The organism is Streptomyces sp. PA03-5A (genome assembly GCF_033792725.1).
Classification (GTDB): domain Bacteria; phylum Actinomycetota; class Actinomycetes; order Streptomycetales; family Streptomycetaceae; genus Actinacidiphila.
On the sequence record NZ_JARAVL010000045.1, the window covers coordinates 54,833 to 73,551 of the forward strand.

17 protein-coding genes are annotated in these 18,719 nt (G+C 71.0%); 10 read left to right on the plus strand and 7 right to left on the minus strand.

Annotated features, from left to right (window positions below; genetic code table 11):
• Positions 1 to 3: 3 nt before the first annotated feature.
• Positions 4 to 759, minus strand: a complete 756-nt coding sequence (locus PV410_RS38315) for a helix-turn-helix domain-containing protein (protein ID WP_500330887.1) — start codon at positions 757 to 759, stop codon at positions 4 to 6.
• 240 nt (positions 760 to 999) lie between these two features.
• On the opposite strand from PV410_RS38315, the gene PV410_RS38320 reads away from it, so the two are divergent.
• Together PV410_RS38320 and PV410_RS38325 are read left to right on the plus strand one after the other, a co-directional pair.
• Positions 1,000 to 1,665, plus strand: a complete 666-nt coding sequence (locus PV410_RS38320) for a DUF4097 family beta strand repeat-containing protein (RefSeq protein WP_500330889.1) — start codon at positions 1,000 to 1,002, stop codon at positions 1,663 to 1,665.
• 162 nt (positions 1,666 to 1,827) lie between these two features.
• Positions 1,828 to 2,646 carry an alpha/beta fold hydrolase gene (locus PV410_RS38325; protein ID WP_500330891.1) on the plus strand — a complete coding sequence of 273 codons (819 nt, stop codon included), beginning with the start codon at positions 1,828 to 1,830 and terminating at the stop codon, positions 2,644 to 2,646.
• Positions 2,647 to 2,954: 308 nt separating this feature from the next.
• On the opposite strand, the gene PV410_RS38330 is transcribed toward PV410_RS38325, so the two are convergent.
• From PV410_RS38330 to PV410_RS38355, 6 genes are all read right to left on the minus strand, one after another.
• Positions 2,955 to 5,375 carry a glycoside hydrolase family 95 protein gene (locus tag PV410_RS38330; protein WP_500330892.1) on the minus strand — a complete coding sequence of 807 codons (2,421 nt, stop codon included), beginning with the start codon at positions 5,373 to 5,375 and terminating at the stop codon, positions 2,955 to 2,957.
• A gap of 117 nt (positions 5,376 to 5,492) precedes the next feature.
• The gene (locus PV410_RS38335; protein WP_500330894.1) at positions 5,493 to 6,554 is read right to left on the minus strand and encodes an ABC transporter permease; all 1,062 of its coding nucleotides are present in this window, start codon (positions 6,552 to 6,554) and stop codon (positions 5,493 to 5,495) included.
• Entirely contained in the window at positions 6,547 to 8,055 is a 1,509-nt protein-coding gene (locus PV410_RS38340; RefSeq protein ID WP_500330895.1) for a sugar ABC transporter ATP-binding protein, read from the minus strand. Before PV410_RS38340 ends, PV410_RS38335 begins: the two co-directional genes overlap by 8 nt.
• A gap of 20 nt (positions 8,056 to 8,075) precedes the next feature.
• Complete coding sequence (locus PV410_RS38345) at positions 8,076 to 9,146, minus strand: sugar ABC transporter substrate-binding protein (protein WP_500330897.1); 1,071 nt, start codon at positions 9,144 to 9,146, stop codon at positions 8,076 to 8,078.
• Positions 9,147 to 9,234: 88 nt separating this feature from the next.
• The gene (locus PV410_RS38350; protein ID WP_500330899.1) at positions 9,235 to 9,846 is read right to left on the minus strand and encodes an SDR family NAD(P)-dependent oxidoreductase; all 612 of its coding nucleotides are present in this window, start codon (positions 9,844 to 9,846) and stop codon (positions 9,235 to 9,237) included.
• The gene (locus PV410_RS38355) at positions 9,843 to 11,150 is read right to left on the minus strand and encodes an enolase C-terminal domain-like protein (RefSeq protein ID WP_500330901.1); all 1,308 of its coding nucleotides are present in this window, start codon (positions 11,148 to 11,150) and stop codon (positions 9,843 to 9,845) included. Before PV410_RS38355 ends, PV410_RS38350 begins: the two co-directional genes overlap by 4 nt.
• Positions 11,151 to 11,454: 304 nt before the next feature.
• Between PV410_RS38355 and PV410_RS38360 the strand changes: the two genes are divergently transcribed.
• From PV410_RS38360 to larE, 8 genes are all read left to right on the plus strand, one after another.
• Positions 11,455 to 12,174 carry a FadR/GntR family transcriptional regulator gene (locus PV410_RS38360; RefSeq protein WP_500330903.1) on the plus strand — a complete coding sequence of 240 codons (720 nt, stop codon included), beginning with the start codon at positions 11,455 to 11,457 and terminating at the stop codon, positions 12,172 to 12,174.
• An 85-nt stretch (positions 12,175 to 12,259) separates the two neighbouring features.
• Complete coding sequence (locus PV410_RS38365; RefSeq protein WP_500330905.1) at positions 12,260 to 12,562, plus strand: hypothetical protein; 303 nt, start codon at positions 12,260 to 12,262, stop codon at positions 12,560 to 12,562.
• Between the two features lie 56 nt (positions 12,563 to 12,618).
• Positions 12,619 to 13,551, plus strand: coding sequence for an aldo/keto reductase (locus PV410_RS38370; RefSeq protein WP_500330907.1), 933 nt, complete (start codon positions 12,619 to 12,621; stop codon positions 13,549 to 13,551).
• Complete coding sequence (locus PV410_RS38375) at positions 13,548 to 14,495, plus strand: amidohydrolase family protein (RefSeq protein ID WP_500330909.1); 948 nt, start codon at positions 13,548 to 13,550, stop codon at positions 14,493 to 14,495. The genes PV410_RS38370 and PV410_RS38375 overlap by 4 nt, the downstream gene beginning before the upstream one ends.
• The gene (larA, locus tag PV410_RS38380; RefSeq protein ID WP_500330911.1) at positions 14,492 to 15,772 is read left to right on the plus strand and encodes a nickel-dependent lactate racemase; all 1,281 of its coding nucleotides are present in this window, start codon (positions 14,492 to 14,494) and stop codon (positions 15,770 to 15,772) included. Before PV410_RS38375 ends, larA begins: the two co-directional genes overlap by 4 nt.
• Positions 15,769 to 16,458, plus strand: a complete 690-nt coding sequence (gene larB / locus PV410_RS38385) for a nickel pincer cofactor biosynthesis protein LarB (protein WP_500330912.1) — start codon at positions 15,769 to 15,771, stop codon at positions 16,456 to 16,458. Before larA ends, larB begins: the two co-directional genes overlap by 4 nt.
• Complete coding sequence (gene larC, locus PV410_RS38390; protein WP_500330914.1) at positions 16,455 to 17,636, plus strand: nickel pincer cofactor biosynthesis protein LarC; 1,182 nt, start codon at positions 16,455 to 16,457, stop codon at positions 17,634 to 17,636. Before larB ends, larC begins: the two co-directional genes overlap by 4 nt.
• On the plus strand, positions 17,626 to 18,450 hold the full coding sequence (gene larE, locus PV410_RS38395; protein ID WP_500330916.1) for an ATP-dependent sacrificial sulfur transferase LarE: 825 nt from the start codon (positions 17,626 to 17,628) through the stop codon (positions 18,448 to 18,450). Before larC ends, larE begins: the two co-directional genes overlap by 11 nt.
• Positions 18,451 to 18,719: the final 269 nt, after the last annotated feature.

Sequence of the window (18,719 nt, forward strand, 5' to 3'; positions counted from 1 at the left end):
TGTCTATCCGTGGTCCGGACGCGGGGGGGCGGTCGCGTCGGGGCTGGTGCCGGGCCTGGTGTGGAGGACTTCGCGGGCCTGCTCGGCAGCGCGGGTGATGCTTTCGCTGATGAAGTCCAGGAAACGGGCGATGTTCTCCAGCCGGGCGGCGGCAGGCGTGTCAGCGCCGAGAACGGCAACACCCTGACGAGCGGTCGCCACCAGTTGGTCGTTGGCCCGGGCGCTGGCGATCGTCGCCTGGTAGAACAGCTCGTCATCGACGACATAGCGGTCCCGGCGGCGCTCGTCGCGCTCGCGGCGCACCAGGCTCTGGCTCTCCAGGAACGCGATCGCCTTGGAGATGGACGCCGGGCTGACCTGGAGGCGCTGGGCGAGTTCCGACGCGGTCAGGCTGCCCGCATCGGTGGTGAACAGACACGTCAGCACTCGGGCCGACATCTTGCTCAGCCCTGAACCCATCAGCACGGTGGTGAACGTCTCCTCGTACTCCGCCACCGCCTCCGCATCCCGCCCGTGCGGCTGAAGACCCGGCTGCGCCTCCCGCGCCGAGGCGGGCCTGCGCCGGTGAGCGCGGCGTTCGGTCGCCCGGTGGGCCAGATCGGCGCGGTAGGCGGTGGGGCCGCCGTTGCGCATCACCTCCCGCGTGACCGTCGACGTCGGACGGTCCAGACGCCGGGCGATCTCGGCGTAGGGGAGGCTGTCGGCCAGTCCCAGCGCGATCTGCTGACGTTCGGTCTGGGTGAGCCTGCCGCCCGGCATCGCGGTCTCCCTCGGTGATCCTGCGTGATGGTCCCTGACGCCCGACACTATAGCGTTCACGCCACAGCCATTGCAATGATCGCAGCGATGGGCGTTGCGTTCTCAACAGAGCCGTTGCAACAGTTTTCTGGCATCTACCTGCATTAACAGGGCTGTTGTGCAACGATCCTGTTGCCACAAATTGGAAAGCAACGTAGCGTTTCCGGTGTCAGAAACCACGAGCGAACACGGGAGACCACGATGCGCACCTTCGACACCCCCGCCCCCATCTCCGCCGTCCTGGACGTCCCCGCCGGACGCATCCAGTTCATCGCCGCCGACCGCACCGACACCACCGTCGAGGTCCTGCCCGCCAACCCCGCCAAGAACAGCGACGTCCAGGCCGCCGAGCAGACCACCGTCACCTACGCGGACGGCGTCCTGCAGATCCGCAGCACCCAGACCGGCAATCGGCTCTTCGGGCCCTCCGGGTCCCTGGAGGTCACCGTCCAGTTGCCCGCCGGCTCCCGCATCCAGGCCAAGGCCGCAAGCGCCGAACTGCGCGGCGTCGGACGCCTCGGCGACATCGACTTCGACGGCGCCTACCGCCAGATCAAGATCGACGAGGCCGCCGGCGTCCGCCTCACCGCCACCGACGGCGACGTCGAGATCGGCCGGCTCACCGGCTCCGCCAAGATCAGCACCCAGCGCGGCGACATCCGCCTCACCTCGGCCCTGCGCGGCACCGTCGAGCTGCGCACCCAGTCCGGCGACATCACCATCGCCGCCGCCGCCGGAGTCTCGGCCACCCTGGACGCCGGCACCGGCCACGGCCGCATCAGCAACGCCCTGAAGAACAACGGAACCCCCGACCTCGACATCCAGGCCACCACCCCCCACGGCAACATCACCGCCCGCAGCCTGTAAGCGGCGCAGCACCACCCGGGGGGCAGGCGCCGACCAAGAAGTCCCGCACGGCGGGCCACCAACCCGCCCCCCTCGGGGCCCTGCGACCCACGTCGCGGGCCCCCAATTGGCCACACCCCACGTCCTCACACCACGCCCTCACACCACCAAGGCGGAAGAGACATGACCAAGAACAGCACTCCCCCGGCCGGCTCCGCGTGGAGCGGCATGGTGCCCGTCGACGACAGCGCCCTGGCCGTCACCGACACCGGCGGCCCCGGCACCCCCGTCGTCTACCTCAACGGCCAGTTCGCCACCCAGGGCTACTGGCGCCGGGTCATCACCGAACTGGGCTCCGGGTGGCGGCACATCACCTACGACGAACGCGCCCGCGGCAGAAGATCGAAGCGCTCGGCGGACTACTCCTTCGAAGCCGCCGTCCGTGACGTGGATGCCGTCCTCGCCGCCAGGAACGTGGACCAGGCACTGCTGGTGGGCTGGTCCTACGGAGCAGTCGTCGCCGCCCACTGGGCCCACCGCAACCCCGACCGCAGCCTGGGCGCAGTCCTCGTCGACGGCGCCTTCCCCCACGACTGGCTGGATGAGGCCATGGAACAACGCATCCGCACCTTGTTCCGCCGCATGAGCTGGATCACCCCGCTACTGCGCCCCACCGGTCTGACCCCCCGCATGACCGCCCACCAGATGGCCGACAGCAACATCGAACTCGGCCGGCTCTCCCGCGAACGCGAACTCGGCCCCGTCCTGGACGCCATCACCGTCCCCGTCCGCTACGTCGTCGCCTCCGGAACCTCCCTGGGAAGCCGCGGGGACGAGCAGGAACGCATACGCACCAGCCTCGAGGCCGTCATCACCCGCAACCCCAACATCCGCATCAGTGCGAAGGTCGCCAGCAACCACGGTGCCATCCTCAAGAAGGACGCCCCCGCCATCGCCCACGCCATACGCGAAGCCGCCGGCCTGAACCGTGCCGAACACTGACCACACCACCACGACAGGGCCGCGACCGGCACCCGGTCACCACGGTGACCGGCCCGCGCGGCGACGACAGCGAAGCAGGCGCGAGCCAGGCGCCTGCTTCGCTGTCCCCCTGCCACAGGTACGTTCGACGCGACGTAGCCGCGGGGGTGTCGGTGTGGGATACGCGGGCGCCTGCGTGATCGGGTCGGTCCTTGCCAGGCACGGGCCCCGGCGAGGGCCTGGCGGTCAACCCCCGCACCTGGCACCTCCCTTTCCGCGCCGACGTTTACGCCGCCCACGTGCTCATGAGCGGACGAGAACGGGAATGCTCAGCGAGGCTTGATCACATAGTCGTGGCCTCCCTTGACCTCGAACACGGCGACGGTGCTCTCCGGATGTTCCACATGGTGCCGCGGGGGGTGGCCGGTGGAGCGCACGGTTACCGGAACGGAGGTACGCAGCCGGACGGTGCCGTCGTGCCGCGCCGCAAGGCGGGCGTGGGACAGCGCGCCGTCACGCCAGACGAGATCGACGGTGAGGCCTCCACGGGCGAGCAGGCCTGTGACGCGTCCGTCCGGAAGCTGGGGAGGCAGCGCGGGCAGCAGATGGACCTCGTCGGTGTGCGACTGGAGCAGCCATTCGGTCACGCCCGCCGTGGCACCGAAGTTGCCGTCTATCTGGAACGGCGGGTGGAGGTCGAACAGGTTCGGCGCGGTGCGGTCGGGCGTGAGGAGGTCGCTGAGCAACTTGTAGGAGCGGGCGCCGTCCTCCGCCCGCGCCCAGAAGTTGATCTTCCAGGCGAGGGACCAGCCCGTGCCGGCGTCGCCGCGCATCTCCAGTGTCTTCAGGGCGGCCTGGAAGAGGTCCGGCGTACCGCGCTTGGTGATCTGGTTGCTGGGGTGCAGGCCGTACAGGTGGGAGACATGGCGGTGCTGCCGCTCCGGGGCGCCGGCGTCCCAGTCCTCCTGCCACTCCTGCAACTGCCCCAACACCCCGATCTTCATGGGAGGCAACTGGTCCCGGGCCGCACGCACCCGCTCCGCGTAGGGGCTCGGGGCGTCGAGGGTGTCACAAGCCGCGAGGTAGCCGTCGAAGAGGTCGCGCAGGATCTGGTTGTCCATGGTCGGCCCGGCGCACGCCGACACACCGTTGTGGTGGGCGTTCTCCGGTGACACGGACGGGCAGGTGACGAGGTGTCCCGTACCGGGGTCGCGAACGAGTGAGTCGAGGAAGAAGCGGACCGCTCCCTCGACCACGGGCAGGCGGCGGCGCAAGGCCTCGCGGTCGCCGGTGAAGCGGTAGTGCTCCCAGACGGAGGTCGCCAGCCAGGCGCCGCCGGTGGGCCACATCCCCCAGAAGGCGCCGTCGACGGGCGCGGTCCCGCGCCAGGCGTCCGTGTTGTGGTGCGCCACCCAGCCGTCCGCGCCGTACTGCACCCGCGCCGTCTTCCGCCCGGCCTCGGACAGGTCGTCGAGGAGCGCGAAGATCGGCTCCCAGCACTCCAGGAGGTTGGCGGTGGGGGCGGGCCAGTAGTTCATCTCCGTATTGATGTTGATCGTGTACTTGGAATCCCAGGGCGGCGAGAGCTGGTCGTTCCAGATACCCTGCAGGTTGGCGGGCTGGGTGCCCGGGCGGGAGGAGGCGATGAGCAGGTAGCGGCCGTACTGGTAGTGCAGCGCGATCAGCTGCGGGTCCTCCGCCCCGGCGAAGGCGGCCACCCGCTGGTCGGTCGGCGCGCCGGCCGCATCGGTGGTGCCGAGGTCGAGCGTGACGCGGCGGAAGAGCGCCCGGTGGTCCCGTTCGTGCCGTGCGCGCAGCTCCGGGTACGGGACGGCGGCAGCGGCGTTCAACGGGTCCTCGGCGCGGGCCCGGTGGTCGCCCGAGGCATCCGTGTAGCCGAGGTAACTGGTGCCCACGGACACCAGCAGGGTCGCCGAATCGGCCCCGGTCACCGTGAGCGTGCCGTTCTCGCTGCGCACGGTGCCGCCGTCGGCGTGGGCCCGGACCAGGGCGCGGAAGCGGACCTGTCCGGTGACTCCCTCGCGGGTCTGCCCGACACCTTCCAGTGCGGCCGTCAGCGGGTCGGGGGAGTCCGTCGCGGCCTGCTGGGGTGTGTCGAAAGCCGCGCTGAAGGACAGTCCGCCACGGCCGCCGGCGGTCAGCCGGACCACGATCACCTGATCACTGTGGCTGGCGAAGACCTCGCGCCGGTACGGGACCCCGCCACGGCTGTACGTCACGGTCGCGACGCCCCTGTCGAGGTCCAGTTCCCGTCGGTAGCCGGTGACGTCGCCGGTGCCCGCGAGGGTGAGGCGCAGGTTTCCGACGGTCTGGTACATCAGCTCGCCGACCGGTATGCCCATGAAGGACGAGTTGATCAGGTTCTGGGCGGAGTTCCATTCCCCGGCGAAGACCCTGCGCCGGATCTCCGCGAGGTTGGCCAGGCCCTGGGGGTTGGCGGGCTCGTAGGGGCCTCCCGCCCACAGCGTGTCCTCGTTGAGCTGGAGTTGCTCGGTGTTCACGCCACCGAACACCATCGCGCCGAGGCGGCCGTTGCCGAGCGGCAGGGCCTCCAGCCATTGTGCGGCGGGCTTGTCGTACCACAGGGAAAGGGGAGACGGCTTGGGGGCGGGGTGCGGCTCCGGTCCCGGAGCGGGATGCGGCGCCGCGGCCGCCTCGGCTGCCGGCAGTCCGGCGGTCAGCGCGGCCGTAGCGGCCGCGGAGGCGACGAGAAAGTCTCTTCGTTCCACGAGGTTGCCATGCCTTTCGGTCGCAGGTGTCCGGGCCGGTCCCGAGGAGTGCACCCCGGAATCGCGGGCGCGGTCCGCACGCGCGGGTGGCTGTCGCCCGGCCCGGTCGGAGGGTTCCTATTCCTGGGCCCTGCCGCCTGTGATGCGGGACAGCGCCAGGGCGATGAGGATGATCGTGCCGTTGAGGGCGCCGATCCACTGCGCGGGGACGCCACCGAGGGTGAGGACGTTCTGGATCATGAACAGGAGCAGGATGCCCGTGAAGGCTCCGAACATGGTGCCCTTGCCGCCGTTGAGGCTGATGCCGCCGATGACCGCCGCCGCGAAGACGGTGAAGATGTAGCCGTTGCCCTGGGCGGAGGCCACCGAGGCGAGGCGCCCCGAGAGCAGCAGGCCGCTCAGCGCCGCCAGCACGCTCGCGGTGACGATGACGGTCCACAGCACACGGTCGGTACGGATGCCCGCCGCTTTCGCCGCGTCGACGTTGCCGCCGATCGCGTACAGGGAGCGGCCGAAGCTGGTGAAGCCGAGCACCACGATGCCGGTGGCGAACAGGAGCAGGCAGATCCACACCGAGGCGGGCATGCCCGCCCACTGGGCGGTGCCGAGGTAGAGCATCGACGGCGGCAGCTGGAAGAACGTCTGGCCACCGGAGATGCCGGTCAGGACACCGCGCAGCACGATCAGCATGCCGAGCGTCACGATGAAGCCGTTGAGACCGAACCGGATGATGAACAAGGCGTTGACCACACCGATCAGCAGACCCACCGCCAAGGTGACCGGCACGGACCACCCGCCGGGCAGCACGCCGATTCCGTGCGTCGCGCCCGCCGGGACGGTGAGCCAGGCCGCGACCCCGGGTGCGATCCCCACGGTGGACTCCAGGGAGAGGTCCATCTTCTTGACGATCAGCACCAGGGTCTGGGCGAGGACCAGCAGCGCGATCTCGGACATGGTCTGCAGGACGTTGATCAGGTTGTCAGCCTGGAGGAACACCGGGTTGACGAGCTGGCCGACGATCGCCATCACGATGATCGCGGGAACGAGCGCCAGGTCGCGCAGTCGTGCGAGAGCGATCCGGTGACCGCTCCTTGTCGCTGCGGCCGGCTGCGCGCTCGAGGCGTCGGGCTGCCCGCCGTCCGGGCTCTTCGCAGCAGCCGCGGTCGCGCTCTCAGACATCGAGGTCCACTCCTTCCATCGCGGCCACGAGCTCGTGGTCGTGCCAGCCACCGGCCCTCTCGGCCACGACACGGCCCTGGAACATCACCAGGACCCGGTCGCATGTGCGCAGGTCGTCGAGTTCGTCGGAGGCGATGAGCACCCCGGTACCGGACTCGGCGATCTCCTCGACCTTGCCGAGGAGGAACTCCTTGGACCGCACGTCCACGCCGGCGGTCGGATTGATCAGCACCAGCACTTTGGGATCGTTGGCCAGGGCCCGGGCCATGACGACCTTCTGCTGGTTGCCTCCCGAGAGCCCGGAGACGGGCAGCTGCGGCCCCGGTGTCTTGATCGCCAGCTTTTCGATCATGGAGCGGGCGTAGGCGTCACGGCGCCGGTTGTCGATGAGACCCCGCGAGCCGAGCCGTTCGGGGATGGTCAGGGTCCCGTTGTCGGCGATGGACATCTCCGGTACGAGCCCCTGGTGGTGACGGTCCTGCGGGACGAACCCCACACCCGCCGCCAGCGCGGCGGGGACGCTGCCCGGCCGTGGCCGGATCCCCGCGATCCTGACCGTTCCCGTCTCGGCGGCCCGGAGTCCGACGACCGTCTCCGCCACCTCCGTACGGCCGCTGCCGGCCGCACCTGCGAGACCGACGATCTCCCCGCCCCGGATCCGGAAGGACACGTCACGGTACGTTCCCTGAACAGCCGCGCCTTCCACCGCGAGCACGGTCGGCGACCCGGAGTCCACGGGCTGACGGCGCATTGCAGCACCCCTGTCCGCGCTCTCACCCGTCATGGCGGCCACGAGCTCGGCACGGGGCAGTTCGGCCACGGGGGCGGTCAGGATGTGCCGGGCGTCGCGCAGCACCGTCACCGTGTCGCAGATTTCGTAGACCTCCTGCAAGTGGTGGCTGATGAACAGGAAGGTGATGCCTTGGCGCTGGAGGTCCCGGATCCGCGCGAACAGCCGGTTGATGGCGGATCCGTCGAGTTGCGCGGTGGGCTCGTCGAGGATGATGAAGCGTGCGCCGAACGACAGCGCCCGGGCGATCTCCACGAACTGCCGCTGTTCTATGCTGAGTTCGCCGGCAGGGGTGCGCACGTCCACGTCGACCGACCAGGTCTGCAGGACCTCGCGTGCCCTGTCACGGACCGTGCGCCAGCTGATCAGGCCGCCCCGTCCCCGGCCGTGCCGGTTCAGGAAGAGGTTCTCCGCGACCGTCAGCTGGGGGATGACGGTGGACTTCTGGTAGACGCATGCCACCCGCTTGCGCCAGGCATCCCGGTCGGCGAGCCGGGGGGCCGGCACCCCGTCGAAGGCCACCGTCCCCTCGTCCGGTGCCTGAAGGCCGGTGAGGACGGAGACGAGGGTGGACTTGCCCGCCCCGTTGCGGCCCACGAGCGCGTGCGTCTCGCCGGGCATGATCGTGATCCTGGCGTCGTGCAGCGCGACCGTGGGCCCGAACCGCTTCGTCAGCCCTGCCGCCTGGACGACGGGAAGAGCCGTGACCATGGTGTGTACCGTCCTTCCGGTCAGCCGAGGTTGTTGCCCCACAGGGACGGGTCGTCGCTCTTGAGACTGGGAACCCCGCCGTAAGTGCCGCCGTCCACGGTCACGAGCGGGGCGGAGAGCTGGTCCTCCAGCAGGCCGTCGCGGACCTGGATGATCGTGCTGTCGTGGTCGGTCTCGCCGGGCCGGAACGTCTTGCCCTCGATCGCCGCCTTGAGGTAGTAGAGGGCGTACTTGGCGTAGAGGTCGGCGGGCTGGGAGACGGTGGCGTCGATCTTCCCCTCGGCGATGTTTTTGAGCTCCTCGGGGATTCCGTCGTTGGAGACGATGAAGACGTGCTTCTTGTCCTCGAGGCCGACCAGCAGGCTCTTCTGCTTGAGCACCTGGAGGGTGCCGGCGAGCGCGAAGCTGGACTGCATGTAGACACCCTTGATGTCGGGGTGCGCGGTCAGGTCGGTCTGGAGCTTCTGCGCCGCGACCGCCCCGTCCCAGTTGGTGGCTTCACCGAGGACCTTGATGGCGGGGTAGTTCTTCTTCATGCACGCGTTGAAGGCCTCGGTGCGGTCTCGGCCGTTGATCGACGCGAGGTCGCCCTGGAGCATGACGACCTTGCCCTTGCCCCCCAGCTTGGTGCCGAGGAACTGGCAGGCCTTCTCGCCGTAGGCGCGGTTGTCGGCGCGGACCACCATGTAGACGTTGCCGGTGTCCGGTCGGGTGTCCACCGTGACGACCGGGATCTTCCTCGCCTCCATCTGCGCCAGGGTCGGCGCGATGGCCGCGGTGTCCTGAGGCGCCATCGCGACACCCTTGACGCCCTGACTGATGAAGGTCTGCGCATTGGCGGTGAGCTTGGCGACGTCGTTCTGCGAGTTGGTGGTCTTCAGGTCCAGCCCGAGTTCCTTCGCGAACTCGGGGGTGTACTTGATGTACGAGTTCCAGAAGTCGGTGTCGGAGCGCGGGTAGTCGACCCCAATCACCGTCGAACCGCCGCCCGTGCCCGACGCGGGTCCGGAGTCGCCGCAGGCGGTGAGGGCGAAGGCGGTCAGGGCGGCGAGGCCGCCGAAGCATGCGTGCCGGGTGAATCTGAGCTTCATTGCTCGTTCTCCTTGCCGGTGGGTCGCGAGGGCGGGCTGTACGGAGGCGGGTGTGGGGGCCTGCCGGAGTCCAGGGAAGGGGCCGGGGTCAGGCGCGCGGGCGGATCCGCGGGCCTTCCATGCCTCCGTCGACGGCGAGGGCCGTGCCGGTGGTCGAGCCGGACGACGGGCTCGCGAGGTGGACGACGGCGGCGGCGACCTCGTCCGCGGAGGCGAGGGGGCCCATGGGCTGGCGTGCGCAGAGCGCAGCGCGTTCGGCTTCGGGGGCGGCCGCGCGATCGAGAAGGCGCCCGATCCACGGTGCGTCGGCGGTGCCGGGGTTGACGCAGTTCTCGCGGATGCCGGAGTGCACGAGGTCGGCAGCGGTCGCACGGGGCAGGGCGAGCACGGCACTCTTCGTCGCGGAGTACGGTGCCCGGTCGGGCAGTCCGGCGGTGGCGGCGACGGAACAGGTGTTGACGACCAGGACGTCGATGCCGTCGAGCAACCGCGCCACCTCGTCCACAGCTGCCCGGACGCTCGCGCCGTCGGCGACGTCCGCGCGGATGCCGATGAGGGGTTCGGGGACATCGTCCGGGATGAGGTCGAGGCAGGCGACCCTGGCCCCGCGGACCGCCGGAAGCCGAGCGGTGGCCGGCCCGATGCCGGAGACGCCACCGGTCACGAGCGCCTTCAGGCCCGCGAACTCGGGGGGGCTCATCCGCCGGCCTCCCCACCCCACACGGGGCCGTCGGGATAGCGGTGGTCCTCCAGGGACCGCGGGTGCAGCTCGGCGCCGATGCCGGGCGAGACCGGCGCCAGGTAGCGGCCGTCGCGGATGCGGACCGGGTCCGTGAAGTGCTCGTGCAGATGGTCGACGTACTCGATGACCCGGTCCTCGGTGGTGCCGCTGACGGCGACGTAGTCGAACATCGCCAGATGCTGCACCATCTCGCACAGCCCGACCCCGCCGGCGTGCGGGCAGACCGGGACGTCGAACTTGGCGGCCAGCAGCAGGACGGCGACGTTCTCGGTGACCCCGGCGGTGCGGCTGGCGTCGAGCTGCAGCACGTCGAGCGCGCCCGCCTGGAGCAGCTGCTTGAACATGACCTGGTTGTGGGTGTGTTCTCCGGTGGCGACCTTGACCGGCGCCAGCGCCCTGCGGATGGCGGCATGGCCGAGGATGTCGTCCGGGGAAGTGGGCTCCTCGATCCAGTACGGGTCGTAGGGCGTGAGCGACGCCATCCAGTCGATCGCCTGCTGGACGCCCCACGCCTGGTTGGCGTCGACGGCGATCCTGACGTCCGGGCCGACCGCCTCGCGCGCCAGCCGCATGCGGCGTTCGTCCGCCTCGCGATCGGCGCCGACCTTCAGCTTGATCTGGCCGAAGCCCTCGGCGACCGCCTCCTTGGCCAGTCGCACCAGCTTCTCGTCGTCGTAACCCAACCAGCCCGGGGTCGTGGTGTACGCCGGGTAGCCGTGCTCCAGCAGGTGCGCGGTGCGCTGGGCGCGGCCGGGCTCGGCGCGCCGCAGGATCTCCAGCGCCTCGTCACGGGTGAGGGCGTCCTGGAGGTAGCGGAAGTCGACGAGGTCGACCAACTGCTCCGGGGAGAACTCGGCCAGCAGTCGCCAGACCGGCTTTCCGGTACGGCGCCCGTACAGGTCCCAGACGGCGTTGACGATGGCCGCGGTGGCCATGTGGATGGCCCCCTTCTCCGGCCCCAGCCAGCGCAGTTGGCTGTCGCCGGTCAGCCGCCGTGAGAAGCCGCCGAGATCGGCCAGCACCTCTTCCACCGGCAGTCCGACGACCAGTGGCGCCAGGGCCCGTACGGCGGCGACCTCGACGTCGTTGCCGCGGCCCACGGTGAAGGCGAGTCCGTATCCCTCGTCCCCGGCACTCGTACGGACCGTCACATAGGCGGCCGAGTAGTCGGGCTCGGGATTCATGGCGTCGGAACCGTCGAGTTCCCGCGAGGTGGGGAACCGTACGTCGACCGCCTCGACCGCGGTGATCAGCTCAGTCATCGCTTCCGGCGCCTCCGGCTCGGAGGCTCCGTCGCACTCCCCGCATCATGGCAACCACCCGTCCTCATGTCTCAACGAGATGTTCTCTTCGTTACGACCAGCCTCGGACATTGGATGGATTTATAGGGTCGACTCGCATCGCTGTCCATACCCCCGACAGGCAAAGGATTCCGAGATGCCTCTGACCTGCAGATGTGCGACAGGCTCACACCCGGGCACGAGTCCGGGTCATCCCATCTATTCCGCAGCGATGGGATGTATTGCTACGCTGCCGCCGCTTGAGCGACGAGCAGGGAGCAGACGGATGTCTTTGACCGACAAGGCGATCGACCGCATCAGGGACCTCATCCACTCAGGCGAGCTGCGCCCGGGCGCCAAACTGCCGCCGGAGCAGCAGCTGGCAGCCGAGCTGGGCCTGTCCCGCAACCTCATGCGGGAAGCGGTGAAAGCGCTGGTCGTCGCACGGGTGTTGGAGATCCGCCGGGGCGACGGGACCTATGTGACCAGTCTGGAACCCGAGTTGCTGCTGAGCAGCATCGGTTCGGCGGTGGAGTTGCTGCGTGGCGACACCCTGCTGGAGCTCACCGAGGTGCGCCGGCTGTTCGAACCGATCGCCACGGGGCTCGCCGCCACGCGGATCTCGGCCGCGGGGCTGCGGGAGGTCGAACGGCATCTGGAGGCGATGCGGGCGGCCCGGGACGACGTGGAGCGCCTCAACGAACACGACGCCGCTTTCCATCGTGCCGTCGTCGCAGCCACCGGCAACGCCACCCTCACCACCCTGCTGGAGGGGATCTCCGGGCGGACGCTGCGGGCCCGTGTCTGGCGCGGTCTGGTCGATGACGACGCCGCGGGAAGGACGGTCGCCGAACACGAGGCGATCCACCAGGCACTGGCCGCCGGTGACGCTCCCTTGGCCCAGGCAGCCGCCCTCCTGCACGTCAGCAACACCGAACAGTGGCTGCGCGAGCATCTGGAACCGAACCTCGGCGTCCGGGGCGACGTCACGGACGGCCGGCAGTGACCCCGCACACCATCGTCCGCTCCGTGGCCGGCCCGAGGCCCGGCCGGCCACTGGCGAGCACGCATCATCAGCGAGGAGCACCCCGATGAGATTCCTGCGCGTCGGCCCCGCGGGCTTCGAGCGTCCCACCGCCCTCGGCGCCGAAGGAGCCGCCTACGGCCACGAGATGGAACTCTCGGTGGTCATCAGCCGGACCGCCCGTTGCCTGGGCTCCCCTGACGCCGCGGCCGGCGTGATCGCTGGTCGCGCCATCGCCGACGTCGTGAGCGAAAGCTCCTTCCGGCACGAGCGGGCGGGCCGGGGTCCGAGGATGCGACTGTGGGGCGGCGGCGTCGAAGTGACGATCGACCGGCTCGGCCGTCAGCGGCACGTCCTCGGGCAAACCTGATGTCCTCCGCGATCCGACCGTGGTACGCCGAACGGGTGCCTCTGGGACGCTCCGGCGTGAGCGTCAGCCGCGTCGGGCTCGGCACCGCGCCGCTGGGCGGCCTCTTCTCCGCTGTCGGCGGCCGGCAGGCCGCCGAGACGCTGGAGGCCGCCTGGGCGGCCGGGATCCGGTACTTCGCCACCGCCCCGCACTACGGTGCCGGGCTCGCCGAGCAGCGGCTCGGCGCGTTCCTCTCCGGGGCCGGGCACCCGCGCGCGGAGATCACGGTGTCCACCAAGGTCGGCCGCCTGCTCGTGCCGGGCGAACCGGCCCCGGGGGACGAGGCCTTCCACGGCGCACCCGGCCTCGTCAGGGTCCGCGACTACAGTGCCGAAGGCGTCTACCGCTCACTCGTCGAAAGCCTGGGGCGCTCCGGTCTCGACGCCTTCGACGTCGTCTTCATCCACGACCCGGACGACTGCTGGGAGCAGGCCGTCACCGGTGCCTACCCGGCGCTGGCCCGGTTGCGCGACGAGGGAGTCGTCCGGGCGATCGGCGCGGGCATGAACCAGACGGCGATGCTCACCCGCTTCGTCACCGAGACCGACCTCGACTGCGTGCTCGTGGCCGGCCGCTACTCACTGCTGGACCGCAGCGCGGCCGACGAACTGCTGCCCGCATGCGCCGAACGCGAGGTGGGCGTCCTGGTCGGTGGTGTCTTCAACAGCGGCATCCTCGCGAACCTCGCCCCGGACGCCATGTACGACTACGCGCCGGCTCCGGAAGCGGTCCTCCGCCACGCCCGCGCCCTCGGTGAGCGCTGCGCCGAATACGGTGTCCCGCTTGCCGCAGCTGCCCTGCGGTTCCCGCTGCGCCACCCGGCTGTCACCGGTGTCGTCGTCGGGGCGCGCAGCGCACAGGAGATCACCGTGAACGCCGCGCACGCCTCGACGACGATCCCCGAAGAGCTGTGGCCGGAGCTCGACGTCCTGGAAGCGGAGGAACGATGAGCAGGATCGACGCACACCACCACGTCTGGCGGCCGGCACCGGCACCGGCCCCGTCCCCCTCCCCCACCGACGGCCCAGGTCCACAGCGCCGTGTGCACGCGTGGCTCGACGAACCCGACATGACCCCGGTGCGGCGGGACTTCACCCTGGAAGACCTGTCGCCGCTTGCCCTGGCAGCGGGCATCGACCGTACGATCCTGGTCCAGGTACTGCCCGACACCGACGAGACCGCGGACTTCCTGGCCCTGGCCTCCACGGGTGATACGGTCGCCGGTGTCGTGGGCTGGCTCGACCTCACGTCGGACTGCCTCCCGCGCACGCTGGACGCCCTACGGGCGGCGCCAGGCGGCGAACTCCTCGTGGCCACCAGGCACCTGGTGCAGGACGAGCGGGATCCCCGCTGGCTGAACCGGCCGGAGGTGCAGCGGGGTCTGCGCGTGGTCGCGCAGGCGAACCTCTCCTACGACCTGCTCGTCCTTCCGCATCAACTGCCATCGGCCATCGCCGCCGTCCGGACGTTGCCGGAACTCACCTTCGTCCTCGACCATCTGGCAAAGCCCCCCATCGCCGCCGGTGAACTGCAGCCCTGGACCTCGCTGATCCGCGAACTGGCGGCACTCCCCAACGTTTTCTGCAAGCTGTCCGGCCTGGTCACCGAGGCTGACCGGCACCGCTGGAGCGTGGCGAACTTGCGTCCCTACGCCGACGTGGTGCTCGACGCGTTCGGCCCCGAGCGGGTGATGTTCGGCTCGGACTGGCCGGTGTGCCTGCTGGCCGCCTCGTACGAGGAGGTCGTCGGCGCGGCGGAGGCACTGACGGACGGCCTCACCGAGGCCGAGCGATCCCACGTCTTCCGCGCGACGGCGGAACGCGCCTATCGCCTGCACGAGCGACACCGTCGAGGGCGGGCCGAGGACGCAGAGGCCGTGGAGGCCGTCCGGTGAAAGTACGCCTCGCCTACGGGCAGTCAGGGCTCGACATCGACGTCGATCCGCACAGGACCACCGTCGTCGAGCCTGTCCACCACGCGGCGGCCCGGAACCCGGCGGCCGTCCTGCGCGCGGCCCTGCGCGAGCCGGTCGCCGGACCCCCGTTGTCCGAGAGGGTGCGCCCGGGGCAGACGGTGGCCATCTCGGCCTGCGACGGCACCCGGCCGCAGCCCAGGCGCCCGATGATCCAGGCCGTGCTGGACGAGCTGGACGGCGTCGTCCGCAGGGAGGACGTGGTGATCCTCGTGGCGACGGGCACCCACCGCGGCAACGACGCGTCCGAGCTCCGGACGATGTTCGGCGACGAGATCGCGGACACGGTGAGGATCGTCAACCACGACGCCCGCGACGCCGCTCAGCTGACGTGGATGGGCAGGTACGGCAACGGCGTGCCGGTGTGGCTCAACCGGGAGTGGGTGCAGGCGGACGTCCGGATCACCACCGGCTTCGTCGAACCCCACTTCTTCGCCGGCTTCTCCGGTGGCCCGAAGCTCGTCGCCCCCGGCCTGGCGGGCCTCGAGACCGTGCTCGTGCTGCACGACGCGGCCCGGATCGGCGATCCACGCGCCACCTGGGGCATCACCCACGGAAACCCGGTTCACGACGACGTGCGCGCCATCGCGGAGGCCACGGGCGTCACCTTCGCGTTCGACGTGGTGCTCAACCGCGACAAGGACGTCGTCGCGGCGTTCGGCGGCGATCTGCTGCCGATGCACGCCGCCGCGACGGCCGCGGCCGCACGCATGGCGATGCGCCCGGTACAGGCAGCGTTCGACGTCGTCGTCACCACCAACTCCGGCTTCCCGCTGGACCAGAACCTGTACCAGGCGGTCAAGGGGATGTCGGCGGCCCACCAGGTGGTCCGCCCCGGAGGGACGATCGTGTGCGCGGCCGAGTGCCGTGACGGTTTCCCCGACCACGGCTCCTACCGGCGGGTCCTGGCCTCGGCCCCGTCCCCGCAGGCGCTCATGACCGAGATCTCCGCGCGCACCGAGACGGTTCCGGACCAGTGGCAGGTGCAGATCCAGGCCCGCATCCAGTCGGGCAGTCAGGTCATCATGCACACCTCCTTCCTCAGTGACGACGAGCTGGCCGCAGCCCACCTGCGGCAGACCCGGGACATCTCCGCCACCGTCGCCGAAGCGCTGGCCGCCGCGGGGCCGGAGGCCCGCCTGTGCGTCCTGCCGGAAGGTCCGCAGACCATCCCGTACGTCGAAGGGAGCCGGTCGTGAACGACGTACTGGACCTGGGATACGCACGAGTCGACATCGGTCGCGAGGCACGGCAGGGACTGCCCGAGGTCGTGTACGGCCCCGGCAAGACCGTGGAGCAGATCGCCGGCATCGTCACCGGCCTCCTGGAGCACAACACCGGGCCCGTCCTGGTCACCCGCGTCGCCCCGGACACCGCGGCGGCCGTCCAGGAGCAGGTGCACGGCGGGTCGTACGACGAGGAGGCCCGTCTGCTGCGCTGGCGACCGGCCGTCGCCTCGGGCTTCTCCGTCGTGGTGGCCGCCGCCGGGACGTCCGACCGGCCGGTGGCCGCCGAAGCCACCGCTGTGGCCACGGCCGTCGGGCTGGACACGACGGCCGTGCACGACGTGGGCGTCGCGGGACTCGAACGCGTGCTGCAGGTCCGCGGTCTGCTGCGGTCCGCGGACGCGGTGATCGTCGTGGCGGGCATGGAGGGCGCCCTCGCCAGTGTCGTCGGCGGTCTGGTGGCCGGCCCCGTCGTGGCGGTGCCGGTCTCCACCGGCTACGGCGCCTCGCTGGACGGGGTGACCGCGCTGCTCGCCATGCACGCCTCCTGCGCCGCCGGCGTGACCGTGGTCAACATCGACTCCGGGTTCTCGGCGGCCATGGCCGTGCACCGCATCGCCCGGTCCCGCGGCACGGCGGATCCCGGAGGCGCCAGGTGATCTGCTGGATCAACCCGTTCACCGGACTGGCCGGGGACATGCTGCTGGGTGCCCTGATCGACGCGGGGGCACCGCTCGACCGGATCCGGTCCGCCGTCTCCGCCACCGGGCTGACCGGCTGGGACCTGACGGCCGAACGCGTCACCGACCACGGACTGGCCGCCACCCGCGCACGCGTGGAGGTCACCGATCCGTGCACCGAGCGGCACGCCGCCGAGGTGATCGAGATGGCCTCCCGGGCCGCTCCCCGGCCCGTCGCGACCCTCGCCGTCGCCGCCCTCACAGCCATCGCCGAGGTGGAGGGGAGACTGCACGACGCCGACCCCGCCACCGTCCACCTGCACGAACTCGGCGGTCACGACGCCCTCGTGGACATCGTCGGCAGCGCCGCGGCCCTGCACGCCCTCGGCGTCACCGACGTCATCAGCTCGCCCCTGCCGCTCGGCCGCGGCGAGGTGAACTCGGCCCACGGCGTCCTGCCCTGCCCGGCGCCGGCCACCCTCGCCCTGCTGACCGGAGCGGCCGTCAGGGGCTGCGACCTTCCCGGGGAGACGGTGACACCCACGGGCGCCGCACTCCTGCGCGCCGTCCGCGCCCGCTACGGCCCGCCGCCCCCCATGACACTGGGCGCCACCGGCTACGGAGCGGGGTCCCGCCGCCTGCCCGACCGGCCCAACCTCGTCTCCGTCACCCTCGGCGACCCCGTCCCGACCACGGCGAACGAGGAGGTCGTCGTCCTGGAGACCAACCTCGACGACGTCACCGGAGAACTCCTCGGGCACCTCATCACCCGCCTTCTGGACGCCGGTGCCCTTGACGCCTGGACGACCGCCGCAGTGATGAAGAAGGGCAGGCCCGCGCAGGTCCTGCACCTCCTCACCACCGCGCACCACGAAGGACGGCTGCGCGACATGGTCCTGGCCGAGACCGGTGCCCTCGGCATCCGGCGGATCAGCGCGACCCGCACCGCGTTGCCGCGCGCCTTCGAGACCGTCGACGTCGACGGACACGCCATCCGGGTCAAACACGGTCCGTACGCGGCCAAACCCGAGCACGACGACGTGGTGGCCGCGGCCACGGCGCTGGGTCTGCCCCTGCGCGCCGTCGCCGCGCGCGCACTGCGCCTGAGCCGAGGAGGGGCGACGCTGACGAGCCAGGAGGAAGACCGTGCACAGTGACGACACCCTTGAGCGCCGGCTGCTGAACCGCGTGCGCGCGCTCGGCGGTTCCCTCGCCGTCGCCTACTCGGGCGGCGCCGACTCCGCCCTGGTCCTCGCCGCGGCCGCACGGGCGCTCGGTCCCGAGCGCGTCCTGGCCGTCACCGCCGTCTCGGAGAGCCTGGCCGACGGTGAGCTGTCCCGCGCGCGGCGACTCCCCGACGACCTCGGGATCATCCATCTCACGCCGCGCACCCACGAGTTGACCCGGCCCGGATACCGGGCCAACGGGCCCGACCGCTGCTACTTCTGCAAGTCCGAGGTGCTGGACACCATCACCGCGCTCGCACACGAGCACGGCGTCGACGCCGTGGCCACCGGCACCAATGCCGACGACGCATCCGATCCCCACCGTCCGGGCATCCGCGCCGGGCGGGAACGCGGCATCCGGACACCGCTCCTCGACGCAGGCCTGACGAAGGCGGACGTACGCCGCCTCAGCAAACACTGGTCACTGCCCACCTGGGACAAACCCGCGACCCCCTGCCTCGCCAGCCGCGTCCGCTACGGCATCGAGGTCACCTCCCACCGCCTGGCCCGCATCGATCGTGCGGAGAGGGCCGTTCGGGCGCTGACGACCGAGGCCGGGGTGGACGTGCGGGACCTCCGCGTCCGCGACCTCGGGGACCGCACCCGCATCGAGGCGGACCCGCCCCTCGTCGCCCGCATCGCGGCATTGCCGGGGCTCGCCCGAGCGCTCACAGAAGCGGGCTTCGCCGACCTGCCCTACCAGGTCGAACCGTTTCGCTCGGGCCGGCTCAACTCCGAGGTCTGACCCCAGGCCCCGTGGCCGCACCCTTCAGGAGGCGTGTCGTACGCGGGCCACCCGCTCGCCTCGCCCTCGACCCACCGCGTGCATCCCTGGGTGGGCCCGACCGCCACTCGGCCTCCTCTCGAACGGCAGCGACCTGGCCTGCTCTGGGAGCTCCGACAGCACGCACTGGTGCACCGGCGCGGTGTCGGCTCGCGGACTAGCCGGCCGGCCAGTGCGGCCAGGTCGGGGCGTAGCCGCACCACTGCTCCGGGCAGCCGACGCGGTAGGCC

Coding starts and splice junctions, on each gene's coding strand:
- PV410_RS38315 (WP_500330887.1), bottom strand. CDS start 759: ATGCCGGGCGGCAGGCTCACCCAGACCGAACGTCAGCAGATCGCGCTG.
- PV410_RS38320 (WP_500330889.1), top strand. CDS start 1,000: ATGCGCACCTTCGACACCCCCGCCCCCATCTCCGCCGTCCTGGACGTC.
- PV410_RS38325 (WP_500330891.1), top strand. CDS start 1,828: ATGACCAAGAACAGCACTCCCCCGGCCGGCTCCGCGTGGAGCGGCATG.
- PV410_RS38335 (WP_500330894.1), bottom strand. CDS start 6,554: ATGTCTGAGAGCGCGACCGCGGCTGCTGCGAAGAGCCCGGACGGCGGG.
- PV410_RS38340 (WP_500330895.1), bottom strand. CDS start 8,055: ATGGTCACGGCTCTTCCCGTCGTCCAGGCGGCAGGGCTGACGAAGCGG.
- PV410_RS38345 (WP_500330897.1), bottom strand. CDS start 9,146: ATGAAGCTCAGATTCACCCGGCACGCATGCTTCGGCGGCCTCGCCGCC.
- PV410_RS38350 (WP_500330899.1), bottom strand. CDS start 9,846: ATGAGCCCCCCCGAGTTCGCGGGCCTGAAGGCGCTCGTGACCGGTGGC.
- PV410_RS38355 (WP_500330901.1), bottom strand. CDS start 11,150: ATGACTGAGCTGATCACCGCGGTCGAGGCGGTCGACGTACGGTTCCCC.
- PV410_RS38360 (WP_500330903.1), top strand. CDS start 11,455: ATGTCTTTGACCGACAAGGCGATCGACCGCATCAGGGACCTCATCCAC.
- PV410_RS38365 (WP_500330905.1), top strand. CDS start 12,260: ATGAGATTCCTGCGCGTCGGCCCCGCGGGCTTCGAGCGTCCCACCGCC.
- PV410_RS38375 (WP_500330909.1), top strand. CDS start 13,548: ATGAGCAGGATCGACGCACACCACCACGTCTGGCGGCCGGCACCGGCA.